At 37.0% G+C, this 17,261-nt stretch carries 13 protein-coding genes; 4 read left to right on the top strand and 9 right to left on the bottom strand.

All coding sequences use genetic code 11. The annotated features are described in order from the left end of the window. Positions 1–4 precede the first annotated feature (4 nt). Both SOI85_RS02850 and SOI85_RS02855 read left to right on the top strand, forming a co-directional pair. Complete coding sequence (locus tag SOI85_RS02850; protein ID WP_320664724.1) at positions 5–1,312, top strand: glucose-6-phosphate dehydrogenase assembly protein OpcA; 1,308 nt, start codon at positions 5–7, stop codon at positions 1,310–1,312. A gap of 33 nt (positions 1,313–1,345) precedes the next feature. Beyond that, positions 1,346–2,737, top strand: a complete 1,392-nt coding sequence (locus SOI85_RS02855; protein ID WP_320664725.1) for a cobyrinate a,c-diamide synthase — start codon at positions 1,346–1,348, stop codon at positions 2,735–2,737. Between the two features lie 44 nt (positions 2,738–2,781). On the opposite strand, the gene SOI85_RS02860 is transcribed toward SOI85_RS02855, so the two are convergent. The 4 genes from SOI85_RS02860 to folD are packed head-to-tail and all read right to left on the bottom strand — an operon-like array spanning position 2,782 to position 6,609. Continuing rightward, positions 2,782–4,257, bottom strand: a complete 1,476-nt coding sequence (locus SOI85_RS02860) for an ATP-dependent DNA helicase (RefSeq protein ID WP_320664726.1) — start codon at positions 4,255–4,257, stop codon at positions 2,782–2,784. After that, positions 4,254–4,763, bottom strand: a complete 510-nt coding sequence (locus SOI85_RS02865; RefSeq protein WP_320664727.1) for a divergent PAP2 family protein — start codon at positions 4,761–4,763, stop codon at positions 4,254–4,256. Before SOI85_RS02865 ends, SOI85_RS02860 begins: the two co-directional genes overlap by 4 nt. Continuing rightward, a complete protein-coding gene (crtE, locus tag SOI85_RS02870) occupies positions 4,760–5,662 on the bottom strand; it encodes a geranylgeranyl diphosphate synthase CrtE (RefSeq protein WP_320664728.1) in 903 nt (300 codons plus the stop codon). Before crtE ends, SOI85_RS02865 begins: the two co-directional genes overlap by 4 nt. Positions 5,663–5,703: 41 nt before the next feature. Continuing rightward, positions 5,704–6,609, bottom strand: coding sequence for a bifunctional methylenetetrahydrofolate dehydrogenase/methenyltetrahydrofolate cyclohydrolase FolD (folD, locus tag SOI85_RS02875; protein WP_320664729.1), 906 nt, complete (start codon positions 6,607–6,609; stop codon positions 5,704–5,706). Positions 6,610–6,698: 89 nt separating this feature from the next. Between folD and SOI85_RS02880 the strand changes: the two genes are divergently transcribed. After that, the gene (locus tag SOI85_RS02880; RefSeq protein WP_320665101.1) at positions 6,699–8,783 is read left to right on the top strand and encodes an HDIG domain-containing metalloprotein; all 2,085 of its coding nucleotides are present in this window, start codon (positions 6,699–6,701) and stop codon (positions 8,781–8,783) included. Between the two features lie 32 nt (positions 8,784–8,815). Here SOI85_RS02880 and SOI85_RS02885 read toward each other — a convergent pair whose 3' ends face one another. From SOI85_RS02885 to SOI85_RS02895, 3 genes are all read right to left on the bottom strand, one after another. Beyond that, on the bottom strand, positions 8,816–9,205 hold the full coding sequence (locus SOI85_RS02885) for a hypothetical protein (RefSeq protein ID WP_320664730.1): 390 nt from the start codon (positions 9,203–9,205) through the stop codon (positions 8,816–8,818). Between the two features lie 215 nt (positions 9,206–9,420). After that, positions 9,421–9,645 (bottom strand): hypothetical protein, encoded by a 225-nt coding sequence (locus SOI85_RS02890; RefSeq protein WP_320664731.1) that lies wholly within the window; start codon positions 9,643–9,645, stop codon positions 9,421–9,423. Between the two features lie 86 nt (positions 9,646–9,731). Beyond that, a complete protein-coding gene (locus tag SOI85_RS02895) occupies positions 9,732–11,354 on the bottom strand; it encodes a 2-isopropylmalate synthase (RefSeq protein ID WP_320664732.1) in 1,623 nt (540 codons plus the stop codon). 255 nt (positions 11,355–11,609) lie between these two features. Here SOI85_RS02895 and SOI85_RS02900 point away from each other — a divergent pair, with 255 nt between their 5' ends. After that, a complete protein-coding gene (locus SOI85_RS02900) occupies positions 11,610–13,172 on the top strand; it encodes a glycoside hydrolase family 57 protein (RefSeq protein WP_320664733.1) in 1,563 nt (520 codons plus the stop codon). A gap of 10 nt (positions 13,173–13,182) precedes the next feature. Here SOI85_RS02900 and crtL read toward each other — a convergent pair whose 3' ends face one another. Beyond that, entirely contained in the window at positions 13,183–14,403 is a 1,221-nt protein-coding gene (crtL, locus tag SOI85_RS02905; protein WP_414477804.1) for a lycopene beta cyclase, read from the bottom strand. Next, positions 14,400–17,027: a DNA gyrase subunit A gene (gene gyrA, locus SOI85_RS02910; protein ID WP_320664734.1), complete on the bottom strand. Its 2,628-nt coding sequence runs from the start codon at positions 17,025–17,027 to the stop codon at positions 14,400–14,402. The genes crtL and gyrA overlap by 4 nt, the downstream gene beginning before the upstream one ends. Positions 17,028–17,261 lie beyond the last annotated feature (234 nt).

A 17,261-nucleotide genomic window follows, 5' to 3' on the forward strand; every position in this document is an offset into this window, starting at 1 on the left:
ATCCATGTCACCACAATTAACTGTCCAAACTCCACTTCAACTACCGCCTTCAGAAATCCCGAGTTATCTAGATCAACTTTGGTCACATGATGAGATTGGGAAACAAGGAGCCAATACTTTTACGTTACTCGTATGGCAACCTGCATGGATGGAGCAAAAACTAATTAGGAGCGGAAAAGTTAAAGGACCTATCCTTGGCAATCAACGTATTGAGATAATAGAAGCAGCACGAAACATAATAATTAAAGAAAATCTTCCTCATAGCACCTGTCCCTTAGATATAAGCGTTTATAACTCACTCTCAAAAAATGAATCAAAAGAAAAAGCAGAAGATTTAAGAGGACAATATATTGACAAAGCTATTAGCGAGTTACAACCAAGAAGATTAATTACTCTTGCTCCAACATTAGATAATGACATAGCATTAGAAACTCTTGTTGCAGCTTATTGTCCACTCCCTGAAGATGGTGATGGAAACTCTGCTTGTGGAGATGTTGTTGTTCTTCGTGGTAACAATAAATCTTTAAATAATGGACTTGGAATTCTCAAAGACTTAATACCAGAGGAACTGCCATCATGGCTTTGGTGGAACGGAAGTCTTGATGAAGCACCAGATCTTCTACAGAAATTAGCTTTATCAAACCGTAGACTAATAATTGATAGTGCTCTTGGTAAACCCACAAGATGCCTTGAGTTACTTAATCAGAAATTAAATAATGGTCAGGCCGTTAATGATTTAAATTGGCTAAGGTTAAGGGGGTGGAGAGAAACTTTAGCAATGGTATTTGACCCTCTCGATCGGAGGGCATCTCTTACAGGAGTAGTTAATTTAGATATTGATATCGAAGGCAAGCATCCGGTTCAAGGTCTCTTGTTAGCCTCATGGATATCTGATCGTCTTGGATGGGAACTAAAGGATTGCACTACAAATAACAACAATCTAATTGAAGCAAGCTTTTCGAGAAAAGATGGTAATACAGTTAATTTTCGCCTCATGCCTTTACCTATTGGGAATCCAAGCATTCATCCAGGTCAAATAGTTGGATTAAGGCTGATTTGCAAGAGCGAGCAAAACAGTCAAAAAGACATTTGTGTAATACTTGCATCCGAATCTGGTGAGTGCATGAGATTAGAAGCCGGTGGGATGGCTAGCATGGAACTCATTGAAGAAGTAGTGCCAAATCAACATGATTCTGTCGAGATGGATGTTGCTCGTCTACTTGGTAGTAGTCGTGGAACATCAAGTCCACTTCTTGAAGCAGCAACACCCATCGCCTTTAACATGCTGAAATCAAGTAAGTTATGTAAATAGATTATTTAAGATTTCTGAAATAATAGAAAGAATATGGCATGTATTATCTCTGCTCCATCTACCGGAAGTGGAAAAACCATTCTTAGTCTCCTTCTTTCTGCTTGGGCAACACATAATGGACATAAAATTCAAACATTTAAGGTTGGACCAGATTATTTAGATTCTCAACTCCTTACAGCAGTATCTAAGCAGCCTTGTAGGAACCTAGATCCAATTCTATGTAACAGGTCATGGGTAAATCAAAGCTTCTATAATTTTGCAGGGCTATCCCAGCTATCCCTGATTGAAGGAGTTATGGGATTATTTGACGGAATTGGATCTACCAAAAATGGCAGTACCGCAGATGTAGCAAAACAACTTAACCTACCAATAGTCTTAACAATTAATGCAAATGGGCAAGCCGCTTCTATAGCTGCGTTAATAAAAGGATTTAGAGATGAAGACCCCAATATAAAATTAGCAGGAGTTGTACTCAATAAAGTAAATACTGAACGACATAAGGATTTATTAATAGAAGTTTTAGACTCAATAAACGTAAAAATGCTGGGACATCTTCCTGACTCTCAACATCTCAACTTACCTAGTAGACATTTAGGTCTTAAACCTGCACATGAAATACAAGATTTAGAGGCACGCATTAATTATTGGGTAAAACTAGCAGATGAATATTTAGATATAAGAGCCTTTGAAGAAATCCTTAAAGCACCTAGACAAATTAATAACAATTCTTTTTTCGAGCAATCACTCAATAGAATTAGCAAAACAGCTATAAAACAATATCCAATAGCCATAGCCAATGATAAAGCTTTTCACTTTCGATATCCTGAGACAATTGAATTTTTAGAAGCTTCAGGGATACAGATACTTAATTGGATGCCAACAGAAGATCAACCCCTGCCCAAGGAAGCCAAAGGGTTAATTATTCCAGGAGGATTTCCTGAAAAATATGCTGAACAAATAAGTAAAGCAAAGCAAAGCAAAGGTTCTATTAAATCAATTTTCGGGAAATATCCTATTTATGCCGAGTGTGGTGGCATGCTACTTCTGGGAGATTCTCTTTCAGATATAAACGGAAAGAATCATCCTATGACAGGTTTATTGCCTTTCAATGCGCAAAAAGGTCATCTAAGTATTGGATATAGAAAGATCCATAGCCTTAGAGATACGATAATACTCAAGGGAAAAGATCATTTAATTGGTCACGAATTTCATTATTGGCAGATCAAACAAACTCTTCGCAAAGCAAGTAATATGTCCACTTTCGATTTCCCATGGGAGCTTGAAGGCTGGAATATGGCCAGAAGGAAAGAAGGCTGGTGCAATGAATATTTGCATGCAAGTTGGATACATTTGCATTGGCCGAGTTCACCTAATGTGCTAACTCACTGGTTAAACTCTATAATCAGAGCCGATTCCAACCCTTAATCCAATTTAATTGGAACTATTAGCTTTAGCAAAATAGTCTGTTATTAGGAAAGATAAGATTTAAATTGTGTTTCCCAAGTAGACCTAGACGCATTGTTTTGAGAATCTCCAACAAGCCATACTTGATTACTTGCCCTACTTATGGCGACGTAAGTCAATTGTTTCCTTAAGCAAAGGTCTTGTGGCCAAAATACATCTGAAGCAACAAAAACATTCTCAAAAGTGCTCCCTTGGCTTCTATGTACGGTTAAGACAGAAGCTGGGCCAACTGAGGCAAAAGCATCTCTTATAAAAAAGAATTTTCGCCAATATTTTTTGCCTTCTTTACTACCAAGCTCTTTTGCTATTTTACTTAGTCTCTTTAAAAGAAAATCAAGTTTTTGTCTTGAGTTCGTCCCCATATGGGGAAGTAGACGTAAAGAAAGTTCTCGTTCTCCACATTTAACTTTTGCAATTTGAGTATTTACCAGAGAGGTTTCAAATAAATCATCATTATCTAATCCGAAATTCTTAAGATCACAATCTTCAGGAGTAATATCAAGAACAATCATCTCTCTATTAGAGCTAATAAGCATATCTGGATCTTCCCCTTCATCTTGGCCATCAGAAGATGCTGATGCGGCTGCCATTATAGCCTTCCTAGTAATCAAAACCTCACCTGGCAAAACTGGCATTTGATCAGCCATGTCACCATGAATAGCACGTCTTGCATGAGGGATCAATCTTTCTAGGACTCTGTTGGTATAGCACAAAATTCTAGCTTCATCTGGATTGTCATTTTCTGAAGCTGATCTTAATGACGATTTAGCATGATCCAACCAACTGATTTTATTCAAAATTCTTACTAAGCTTTTAGACGATTTAACAGGGGGTATAAGAGGAGGAATCTGACACGGTATTGTGCCATCTCTAACACAATTAGCCAATCGTAAAATAGGGCCTTGATGACGAACTACTTGAGATAATTGTACAGAGGTACTTCTCTTCATTGAAAATACTGAGCTATGAGATTCTCCAACAGGAGGTAACTGCTCTGGATCTCCTACAAAAACAAGGCGTGTACCAGATGAGTGTGCACATCTAAGGACTATCTCAAGAAGATTCTGATCAATCATTGAGGACTCATCAATAATGACTAAGGCTAATTCGTTCAAAGAAGTCAATGTCTGATCTGTCTCTTCACAAAGTTCGATATCACCCTTTCTTTTAAGTTTAAGACGAAGAAGTCTATGAATAGTAGAAGGATACCAAGTAGGTCGTAGCCCCTCTTCATCCAGAGCTTTTTTCAAGACCCCAACTGCCTTATGAGTTGGAGCAGCAACAGTCCAACAAAGATTTTTATTTTCCACTAATTGTAAGAACTTCATAGAAAGAAAAGTTTTACCACTTCCAGCAAAACCACTCATCACGAATGGTTTATCTCCTACTGATTCAGTGAGCCATGAACTGAATAGTAATAAGCCCTCCTTTTGATCGCTAGTTAAATTAGCCCCCAAGTCACCATCTATATGAGTTTTCAAGCTAAAGCAAATTTTAGAGTCTGAAATAGGTCAACAGGTGATCCTATATAGACAATTCCTATTAAAGCTACAGTTGGTCCAAAGATACTTCCTACTAGTACTTCTAGTCGAGTATGCCCCAAGCTTTCTTTTAATGGGTTTAAAGGATCCTGGTCAGTTTCTTTAACCAACTTATTAACTGTTGCAGCCGTTATACCAGCCGATCTTCTAATGCCACTAGCATCGTACATAACAATAAAAGCAATTACCGCTGCGAGTGAAAAGACTGGATCATTAAAACCTAATTTTAGACCAATTCCAGCAGCCGTACCTGAAACCAACGCAGAGTGACTTGATGGCATACCTCCTGTTTCGATAAGAACAGCAGGTCTCCATTTGCCATTTTTGAATACTTCAAAAAAAAGTTTCGAAACTTGAGCTAATCCGCAAGCAATCAACGCCCAAACTAAAACTTCATTAGTTAATAAGTCATAAAACATAGATATCGAAGATTCAATAAAATTCATCTATCTCTATTTGTTATGTAATCAGCTAATGCTAGAAGGGGTGCTGATTTCTCTTTCCAAGGATTCAGCGCGTCTTTCGCCGCCTGAACTAGCTCATTTGCTCTTTCTTTAGATTTTTCTAGTCCTATTAGCTTGGGATAAGTTGTCTTGTCTGCAATTAAGTCTTTGCCAGCAGTCTTTCCTAGGACCTCGCTACTAGCAGTGACATCTAAGATGTCATCAATAATCTGAAAAGCAAGTCCAATTCCTTTTGCATAAACGTCAAGAGCATCTAAAAGATCTTGCTTTGCTCCCCCAATCAATGCTCCACAAATGAGACATGCTCTTAATAATGCTCCGGTTTTATGAAGATGTATATATTCCAAAGTATCTAAATCAACTTCTTTCCCCTCACTTTCTAAGTCCACAACCTGACCGCCAACCAATCCCGGAGCACCAGCAGCCAAAGACAGCTCTCCAACAACCATTAAAAGTCTATCTGCTGGAACATCTGAAGTGCGAATTGCAACCATCTCAAAAGCTCTTGTAAGCAAGGCATCTCCTGCAAGAATTGCTATTGCATCACCATAAACTTTGTGATTAGTAGGTCTTCCTCTTCGAAGATCATCATTGTCCATAGAAGGAAGATCATCGTGAATTAATGACATCGTATGAATCATTTCTAAAGCCACTGCTGTGGGCATAGCTTTCTCTGAATCTCCACAAGCAAGCTCGCAAGCAGCCAAACAAAGGATTGGGCGAAGTCTCTTACCTCCTGCAAGCAATGAGTATCTCATGGCATCTCTTAGTAACTCTGGGTTCTCTGGGCCCAGAGAATCATCCAAAGCTGCTTCTATAAGATTCTTCGAATTTGCCAAATAATCAGCAAAGTCAAAAGAGGAAATGACCGCCTTAGGCATATTGCAAATTAATTTTGATAAATTCTCTCAGGACTTGTACCTTATGGGAGAAGATCACTAAGAGTAAATGACAAACCGCAATGTTCTTGCCAAAGACTGACTGTATTTACTAAAAGCATTGAAACCGTCATAGGACCTACGCCCCCAGGGACAGGAGTAATAGCGCTTACTTTAGATTCAACCTTCTCAAAATCAACATCTCCACAGAGTTTTGTTCCCGATTGGTTTTCCATTAAATGGTTTTTCACTCTATGGATTCCCACATCAATCACAACAGCATTATTCCTAACATGTTTATCAGTAATTAAATTGGGTTTACCTGCTGCTACTACAAGTATTTCAGCTTGACTTGTTAATTCAATTAAGTTTTTTGTACGTGAATGAGCTACAGACACAGTTGCATTAGCTTCCTGCAGCATTATTGCCATAGGCTTTCCCACTAAAATACTTCTTCCCACTACTACTGCTCTTTTACCTTCAATGGTTATTTCATTACTTGAAAGCAAAGCCATTATTCCAGCAGGAGTACATGATCTTGGTCCAATTTCACCTTTCAACAATTTGCCTAAATTTAAAGGGTGTAAACCATCAGCATCTTTACTTGGGCTAATAGCTTTCAAGACTAAGTCTTCATTTAATCCTGCAGGTAAAGGCAATTGAATCAGAATTCCGTCTACATTTTGATTTTGATTTAATAAATCAATTTCTGATATTAATTGATCTATTGTGGTTTTCTTATCAAGGTGTAAGACAAAGCTCTTAACTCCAATCCGAGAACAAGCTTTTTCTTTATTCCTTACGTAAACTCCACTTGCAGGATCATCACCAACACGAATGACTGCTAGACCAGGGGGCCTTCCAGCATGATCTATCTCAACATCAATCTCATGAACAAGTCTCTGCTCAATATCTTTGGCGAGTGCTTTACCATCAATTTTAATTCCCATACAACTCAAATAAGCTTAATAACAGCATGTATCGAATAAATAGCTAGCTTTATGTTCTGCTTCCAAGCTCTGTGGCAAAACTTCTCAGAATGAAAAGGTTTCGGAGACATTGGCTACGCAGCCAATCTCCCAGACGTTCTGTACTTCTATGGAACCCTGCAGAGAAGGTTGGATTGTTTTTGGTATGCATTTTTATCGCAATTATCTCAAGCTATAAATTATTAGCTGTTCCTGAATTGAGGCCTGGAGATTTATCTCCATTCGATGCAATAGCACCAAGAGAAGATGTAATTACAGACAGTTCTGCATTGAAAAAGAAACGCTCGGAACTACAAGCTTTAACATTTGTAAAAGTTATAGATAAAAAGGAGACTGAAAATCTTTTAAGTAAATTAAATAATAATCTAAAAAATCTTCAACTTCTAATTGAAAATAATGAGGTTGAAAGAAGTGAAATCAAATTAAAAGCAAAAGAAAGGTATTGGCTTTATAACCAATATAAAGAAAATAAAGAAAAATGGCAGAAAGAAATTATTTTTGTTTCCAAAAATATGCTTAGCCAAGGCTTAGTTAAGAATCTTGCAATAGACCAACTGAAAGACTCAGCTGCACTTCAATTGTCGTTATTTAACCCTGTTAATTCAACCTCCAACTCTATTGGGAGTAAATTAATTGCAAAAACATTCGAAGGCAAAACAAATCTCAAGCATGATCCAACAAGAAGTCAAAAGCTTTTTGAGGAGCAAATAAGTAAGCAAGGTATACCTAAGCATCCTTTAATTAAAAAAGGAGATTTAATCATTCAAAAAGGCGATGTTATAAACCAAAAGGACTTTGATTTTCTGGCTCATTTTGGATTAATAAAAATAACGCCAAGACCCACTGAATGGTTTTATAAATTCACAGAAGCACTAGCAAGTTGTGGGGTTTTGATATTAATAATGAGAAGAGAAAAACCAAGGTTAAAGACACGACAAGCACTTCTTTCATTAGGATTGATATCAATTGTTCAAGTAAGCAAGATTTGGTTTGGAGCAGCAATAAGTCCTCTTGCAATAATCGTGCCACCTACTCTTTTATTATCGCAAGGGATTGGAACTGCTTCGGCTTTAGCTTGGATGTCAATAGCATGCTTCATATGGCCTGCACCTGTAACTGGTATTGAAGAAGGCAGATTAATAATTGCAGCCATCTCAGCTGCTTTGGTTGCATTCCTAGGAAGAAGAATGAGAAGTCGTGCAGAACTACTACAAATTGCAATTTTATTGCCTTGTCTTGCTTTAGGAGGAGAATGGTTTTTTCTTAGAAGTCAATTTTCTTATATAAAAATAAATTCAGTAAATCTATCCTCAGGAGCAGAAAGCTTGATATCAGAGGCATTTGTAGTTGGAGCAATAATAATGTTTACAATCCTTCTTTTACCAATAATAGAAAACACTTTTGGTCTATTAACAAGTGCTCGATTAATGGAACTTGCAGACCAAGAAAGACCTTTACTAAGGAGACTTTCAAAAGAAGCTCCTGGTACATTTGAGCATACGTTAATGATTTGCGGACTAGCTGAAGAAGGAGCCAGAAGCATAGGAGCAGATATTGACCTAATCAGAACAGGAGCTTTATATCATGACGTAGGGAAACTGCATGCTCCCGAATGGTTTATAGAGAATCAAGAAGATGGTGTTAATCCACATGATGCGATAAAAGATCCATTTAAAAGTGCAGATATTTTGCAAGCCCATGTTGATGAAGGATTAAAACTTGCTAGGAGATATCGTCTCCCTGGAGCAATTGCTGATTTTATTCCAGAACATCAAGGGACATTAAAGATGGGATATTTCCTCCATCAAGCAAGACAAAAAGATCCTTCTACATCTGAAAAAAGGTTTCGTTATAGAGGACCTAATCCACAATCTAAGGAAACTGCGATCCTTATGTTGGCAGATGGTTGTGAAGCTGCTCTAAGATCTCTTGAAGCAAAAACCACTGATAATGAAGCCTGCGATACTGTTAGAAAAATAATAAAGTCCCGTCAAACAGATGGCCAACTTTTAGAGAGCAGCTTAACTAGATCAGAAATGGAATTAGTTATACAAGGCTTCGTAAGAGTATGGAGAAGAATGCGTCATAGACGTTTGAAATATCCAGTTAGTACACAAAAGAAATTAATAAATTAACCTCAATAAAAAAAATAACTCAAAAATAACTTTTAAAGTCTTATTTTTCTATGTCCAGGCCTACACCAATAAATTAATGCAATCAAATTAAAGATAGCAATTAATAATGATAATCCACTTAATCCAAATATATCGCCCTCATCAATTAGTCGATATATTCCATATGGCAAAGTTCCTGATACAGCCATTGACAAGGCAACAATTGACATAATTACCCCCCACTGCCTTTCAGCAAAAAGTCCAGAAGCAGCTACTATTCCAACAACTGCGGCTGGCCAACCAAGAAAAATAGCAACCCATAAGTTTGCCCATTGCAAAGGTGGGCCAGAACTTACTACGAAAGCAATAAAAGGAATTGCTGCAATATTTGCCAGTAAGCCTAACCAGGCAAATATCCAGTATCCACTTAAGCTGCTTCTCATTAATAAATGCTTTACTTATACCAAGTTAGTCAAATATCAAGCAAATAATCAATGACGTCAAAAGGTTTTAGTGATTGAAATAACTGTCAGAATTCTAAGTAAAGTCTACAAAGAAGTATTTATTACAAATACTAATAATTACGATAAAGTCATTTATTAAAAATTCTTTAATAGCAAACAGCTGAGGACTAGCTAGTTCTATTAGTAGATATTAATTAAATTGAATTGTTGGGATAGCAAACTGTTCTCCAAGAACCGTTACTAGTCATAACTTCAATTCCTATAGATCTATCATCTAATGAACCACTAAGACCTTGCCCATTACACCAATTCTTTGCAGCCCCCAAAGCCGCATCCATAGAATCATATGGAGCATCTAAAACCTTATGAGGCCTCCCATCTAACCCTATAAGCCTATAAATACTTTGCTTAAACGCCATAAGCCTCAAACAAGTTAACCGATTTATTTTATATGGAAGGCTATGTAGATAGACAAGAGTAAAAACTACCTTCCATCCAAATTCAGCTAGATAGCTTGAGCTGATTGAGATTCAATCAGGTCAAGCTGGGGATGAATAGGAGCTTTCTTATTAACAGAGACCAAACGGTTAAGTGCATTCACATATGCCTGTGCAGCAGCAACAACAACATCAGTATCTGCGGAATGACCAGAAAAAAGATTATTTTTATACCTAACTCTAATTGTCACTTCTCCTAAAGCATCAATACCTTCAGTAACAGACTTAACGGAAAACTCAGTAAGTTCATTTGGAATACCAACTAGTGAATCTAAAGCCCTAACAACAGCGTCAACAGGTCCAGTACCCAAGGATACAGAAGTTTTCTCATCACCTTCTGGATCCATCAAAGTTACTGTAGCAGTAGGCTTCAAGCTAGTTCCACAGCTGACCTGAACTAACCGTAATTCATAAAAAGCATCTGGCTGCTGAACTTGTTCACTCACGATTGCTTCTAAATCCCTATCAGTTATTTCTCTTTTCCTATCAGCTAAATCCTTGAATCTTGCAAAGGCATCATTTAAATCTTCTCTACTTAAATCATACCCAAGCTCTTCGAGTCTTGCCCTAACAGCATTCCTTCCACTTAGTTTCCCAAGTGAGATTTTACTATCTGTCAATCCTATTGTTTTGGCATCGACTATTTCGTAAGTAAGCCTATTCTTAAGTACACCATCTTGATGAATTCCAGACTCGTGAGCAAAAGCATTTGCTCCCACTATTGCTTTATTAGGTTGGACAATCATACCCGTTAAGTTAGAAACTAGTCTAGAAGTTTTAGTAATCTCCTCAGTCCTAATAGCAGTTAATGGTGTAGGGCTTTCAGGCTGTCTTCCAAAGAAGGGATTATAAAAACCTCTCCTAACATGTAATGCCATAACCAATTCTTCTAAAGCAGCATTACCTGCTCTTTCCCCAATTCCATTAATTGTGCACTCTAGTTGTCTAGCTCCATTCTTAATAGCTTCCAAGAAATTAGCTACAGCCAAACCTAAATCATTATGTCCGTGAACGGATAAAATAGCCTCGTCAATATTATTAACATTTTTATTAATACCTGAAATTAAATTTCCAAATTCTGTAGGTGTTGTATATCCAACAGTATCAGGAATATTTATAGTTCCTGCTCCTGCAGAAATCGCAAGTTCGATTACTTGGTATAAAAATTCCGGATCACTTCTGGCTGCATCCTCACATGAGAATTCAACATCATCAACCAAGCATTTAGCATATCTAACCATCTCCGGAACAATTCCCAAGACATCAGATCTCGATTTGCGAAGTTTATGCTCAAGATGAATATCGCTTGTGGCAATAAATGTATGAATTCTTTTTTTAGGAGCAGGTTCAACCGCATCAGCACATGCTTTGATATCAGATTTTGAAGCTCGAGACAATCCACAAATAATTGGGCCTTCTTCTCCTCCTACTACTTCAGCAATTTTTTGTACGGCAGCAAAGTCTCCCTGACTAGCAAAAGGGAAACCAGCCTCAATAATATCTACTCCCAATCTTGCAAGCTGTTGAGCTATAGCAAGTTTTTCCTCCAAATTGAGGCTTGCGCCAGGAGATTGCTCTCCATCTCTAAGGGTAGTATCAAAAATTAAAACGCGGCCGGGATCCTTAGCCATAAATCCATTCCTAATGGTTATTGGTCGGATTGAAGATTAATAATATAAGTCTAATTGATTTCTTCCTTAAGGATAATATCTATTTAAACAAAATAACTTTAGTCAATTTATTTATTTAATTTGAATAAATAAGATAATTGTAAAAAAATCACTTCAAGAACCATTAATAAAAAGTCTTTTCTTTTAAAGAAATTAATTAAACCCCAATAAACAACTCATTAGCATTCTAAAGTGAGGCAAATGGTGTGGTGAAATTTGTCCAACGGTAAATTAGCACTAGTACTCCATGCACATCTACCTTACGTCAGGTCAGCCGCATCAGGTTCTCTTGAAGAAGACTGGTTTTTCCAAGCCCTGATGGAATGCTATCTACCTCTTTTAAAAACCTTAGAAGATGCATCAGCATCAAAAACACAGCAACCGAAAATAACTATTAGCCTTTCACCAACTCTTTTATCCTTGCTAAATGACAAAGAACTAAAAAATCGCTTCCCAACTTGGCTTAAAGCGAGAATAAAACTTCTAGATAATCTTCCAGATATTTATCAAAGCGCAGCAAATAATCTTAAGCAAACTATTTCAACTCAATTAAATGAATGGCAAAATTGTAATGGAGATATAATTAATCGTTTTGCAGAACTTCAAAAACTAAGAGTTATTGATCTTCTAACTTGCGCTGCTACTCATGGATATCTGCCTTTACTTCGGGAAAATCCACAAGCAGTATTAGGTCAATTAAAAACTGCAATAAGAGAACATACTCGTTTAATTGGTTCTCCTCCTCTAGGAATATGGCTCCCGGAATGTGCTTATTACGAAGGTCTTGACTATTTAATGGCCAAAACTGGATTGAAATATGCAATTTTAGACGGGCATGGAGTATTGCATGCAAATCCAAGGCCTAGATATGGGCTTTATGCTCCAATTTGTAGCAAAAATGGAATCGCATTTTTTGGTAGAGATAGTAAATCAACTCTCCCTGTATGGTCATCAATTGAAGGATATCCTGGTCATCCTGAATACAGAGAATTCCATAGAGATTTAGGATGGGACTTATCTATTGAGAAACTAAACGAAATAGGAATTCAAGATCAAAGACCTTTAGGAATAAAACTACATAAAGTTACAGGGCAAAAAATCTCATTAGATCAAAAGAAAGTATATGAACCGGGTAAAGCAAAAAAAATGATAAAGGCTCATGCGAAAGAATATCTACAAGGAAGGAAAAGACAATTATTAGAATTAAATAAGACCATGGGAATTGAGCCTTTGTTAGTAGCACCATTTGATGCAGAACTTTTTGGCCATTGGTGGTTTGAAGGACCTAGTTTCCTTTCCGAACTTTTTCAACAAGCTAAAAAAGAAGGAATAAAATTTACTCGATTAATAGATCAATTATCTAAGACACCAAAGCTCCAATTATGTGATCCTTCGCCATCAAGTTGGGGGCAAGGCGGATATCATAATTATTGGATAAATGAAAGTAATTCCTGGATAGTGCCAGAATGGAATAAAGCATCAATTGCCATGATTAAAAGATCTTCAATTGGTGTTTCAAATGAATCAGATATCAAACTCCTCCAACAAGCCGCAAGAGAACTTTTATTAGCTCAATCATCAGATTGGAGTTTTATATTGAGAGCGGGTACTACAACTCAACTAGCAAAAGATCGGATCAATAAGCACTTGAATAGATTTTGGAAATTAATAAATGCAATAGAAGGGAAAGAAGCTTTATCTTTTAAACACTTATCTGAAATAGAAAAGGAAGATTCTTTATTTCCTTTAATACAAGCAAGTGATTGGAGTGAAATTTAATATTATCCAACTAAAGACCAATCATCCCAAGCCTTACTTTCAAGGGTGCCATATAAAATAATCTAAGCATTACAACTATTAATTTAGGCAAAGGCAAAGTGTTTGCAAGAAAAGCTGACCAATCTTTTTTGGGTAATTTAAAGAAGGCAACAAAAAAATTTCTCAGTAAAGACTCATCAAAGCTCATTAATCTTTTGAGACCAAATTGGTACAAGCGATGTCTTTGGACTAATTCTGGGGTCCAAAGAACTTTCCATCCTTCTTTCGCTAAATCAAGAGAACTAAGGCTTGGGTTTAAATCTATAGCTTCAGCTATAGATTTTGCCAGAGCCGGTGCTCTCCTCAAAAGAGCACCAACCATGTACCCAGAAGCTGGGTGGACCATGCTGGCAGAGCCACCAAATGCTAAGAGAGGTTGATCAAGATAAGGCAATGGCAAGTTCATAGGAAAAAGACAATTTTCCTCATGAAGTATTTCTTTTACTTCTATTCCTCTATGAGAAAGTCTTTCATACAATCTTTTTTCTAAAATATTTTTCGATAGTGGGGGAGCACAAGCTAATGAAGTCTCTTCTACAAAAAAAACATTTTCACCAAAGTCCATAGCATATAAAAATGAAGGGGGTTCTTTTAATTGTTTTTCACTTAAATGATCTGGACGAAAATCCATAAGCACAAATTGATTTTCACCAACCGGAGGAGAACTAAATTTCCCAACTATTCCATAAGCAGCTTGTTGTGCCACTGGTCCTTTATTTGGTCTTTGAATAAAAGGACTTTTATGCCCAATCGCATCAATAACAATTCTCGCTGAATATTTTTCTCCTGAATGACAAATAACTTCAGTTTCTGTTTGAGAAAAAACTATTTTCTCTACAGTTTCTAATCTCCATAGCAGTCCATTACATTTCTCAAGTAACGCTTTTTGTAAAGACAAAGAATCAAACAAGCCATAATCAAAATTATGTTTTATAGGTTCTAAGCCAACTAAATCCTTACCATCCCCAAAATAACTAAGTGTATCTGTCCATCTATAACCTAAAAGAGATTCCATTCCTAATGACTCAAGTTCCTCGGCCCATATCCCATACGTATTAGGCCAAGGTGCCTCTGGCGAATTACTTGCCAAAGCTTCAACTTTTAATCCTTGTTGAACTAATTCCGAAGCAATACACAAAGCCGCCGGCCCTGCTCCCATTACTAAAACATCAGCAAAGTTTTTCAATTTCAGTCAGATGAAGCCTTATTTCCTAGTTCAGCTTCTGTATTTGATTCAACTTCATTTGAATTTTCATTAATCTGTTCTAATTCATGAGGTACTAATACAACCTCTGATAATCGATCTCCAGAGTCAAGTTTTTGTAACCTAACTCCAGTTGCCGCTCTCGATTGCTGTGATATTTGATCAGCACTTGTTCTAACAATTACCCCTTTCTCACTTACTAACAAAAGTTCTTCACCTTTTCCTAAGACCCTTAATCCAACTAACTCATCTCCTTCTATTCTAAATTTGATTGCTCTCAATCCCATACCTGCTCTTTTCTGAAGACGGAATTGAGTAACGGGAACCCTTTTACCAAGGCCATTTGCTGATGCAACCAAAACCCAAGGACCTTCAGAGGAATTTAAATTTGTATTAATTTCAATGTTTTCATCTGAACTGGAATCAATTTGATCAGCAAGTTCTACAGGAAGAACATCCATGCTTACTAGAGAATCCCCGGAACGAAGATTCATTGATCTAACCCCTCTTGCGGTTCGACCTAGTGGTCTTAATTCACTTTCATTTAAACGAAAGTGAATAGTCATACCAGCTTTAGAACCGATCAATACACTATCTCCTGAAACTGCTAAGCGAACCCAAGTCAAAGCATCTCCTTCCTCTAGGCCAATAGCTATTAAGCCATTAGCTCTTATCTTGCTAAAAGCTGATATAGGTGTTCTTTTTATGAACCCACCTTTCGTAAGCATTAAAAGATGCGCATCATCATCAAAGGAAGAAACAGAAAGCAAAGACGTAATAGCCTCTTCTCTTGGGATAGGAAGAAGTTGAACTATAGGAGTGCCTTTAGCTGATCTACTGCACTGTGGGACTCTATAAGCAGGAAGAGCATAAGAAACTCCTCTATCACTAAAAAGTAAAAGGGTATCGTGATCATTACAACTAATAAATAGCTTGACCTCTTCTTCTCCCTGGCTTCGTGTTCCAGCCTTACCACGAGTGCCTCTACTTGTTGCTTCAAATTCACTCACAGGCATACGTTTTAGATAACCTGTTTCTGTTAATAAAACAACTGATCTTTCATTAGCTATTAAGTCAATATCTTCAAGACCTGCACCAAGGTTTAATATCTCAGTACAACGTGGTTTATTAAATTTATCATATAACTTAGACAATTCTTCTTCTATAATGCCAAACACTCTTTCTTCTCGATTTAAAATATCTTTAAAATCTTCTATTTTAATCAATAATTCTTCATGTTCTAACCGTATTTTATCTGACTCTAAAGCTGTTAATCTCCTTAATTGCATTTGTAGTATTGCATCTGATTGTATTTCAGTTAATCCATGATTCTCTTGTAATTTACCTTTAGCTGTTGCTGTATCTGGAGCAGATCTAATTAAATCTATTATCGAGTCTAAATTATCTAAAGCCAAAAGAAGTCCCAAAAGTATATGATCTCTTTCTTCTGCTTTGTTTAATAAATATCTGGTTCTTTTCTTAATAGTTTCTACTCTAAAATCTAAAAAGACTGTAAGCATTCTCCTTAGAGAAAGTGTTAAGGGTTCTCCATTAACAAGTGCAAGCATATTGGCACTAAAGTTACTTTGCAGTGGCGTAAGTTTGAAAAGATTATTTAAGACAACTTGCGGGTAAGCATCTCTTCTTAATTCCACTACTATTCTCATTCCGTCTCTATCACTTTCATCTCTGATATCAGATATTCCCTCAAGTTTCTTGTCATTAACCATGTCAGCAATACGTTCTATAAGCGCAGCTTTATTTGTTTGATATGGCAATTCAGTAATAATTACAGCATCCCTATCAGGCCTACCAGTTACTTCAATTGTTTCAATTTCGGCGACTCCTCTCATTGTTATGGAGCCTCTTCCCGTGGAATATGTTTCATTGATTCCATTCCTTCCAAGTATTTGTCCTCCTGTAGGAAAATCTGGGCCAGTGATGATTTTCAATAAATCCTCTTCTGGTAAATCTGGATTTGATATAAGTGCTTTTAACCCTTCAATTAACTCACCTAGATTATGTGGAGGAATATTTGTCGCCATTCCTACAGCAATCCCAGAAGAACCATTTAGCAAAAGCTGTGGGATCCTTGCTGGTAAAACCGTTGGTTCTTGCTGTGATCCATCAAAATTGTCTATAAATTCAACCGTTTCAGATTCAATATCTTCTAAAAGACTTTCTGTAGTTAATGATTGAAGTCTGGATTCGGTATATCTCATTGCTGCTGGCGGATCATTGTCAACAGAACCAAAATTTCCATGTCCATCAATTAAAGGCATTCGCATGGAAAAGTCCTGAGCCATGCGTACTAATGCGTCATACACAGCAGTATCTCCATGGGGGTGATACTTACCAAGTACTTCTCCAACTACTCGAGCACATTTTCTATAAGGTCTATCACTCGTCAAACCAAGTTCGTACATCGCATAGAGAATTCTTCTATGAACTGGCTTTAAACCATCTCTTGCATCTGGCAATGCTCTACCAACGATGACACTCATCGCATATTCCAAATAGGAACGCGACATTTCGTTACGCAAATCTGTCTGGATGATCCGAGTGTCGGAATCTTGGGGACCAGTGTTATTAGGCCCCATAGGATCAGCCATGAAATAGGGTTTTACCAGACCTAAGAATATCTCGAGAACTCACAACTGGATATGAATTTTGTCCAAACAAGCGCACTATTCTCACTTAATACAAATCAACTGCGGCCTACCAGAGACTTTGCAAAAGTGAAATCACCTTTTCATGTAACTAATGTGGCTTAAAAATCACGATTATTGCGCAAAACGTCATCAGCTTTTATTTATTATTTATCCAGGCTTCCACATAAAAAGCTA

The organism is Prochlorococcus sp. MIT 1223 (assembly GCF_034092465.1).
In the GTDB taxonomy this organism is placed as follows: Bacteria; Cyanobacteriota; Cyanobacteriia; order PCC-6307; family Cyanobiaceae; genus AG-402-N21.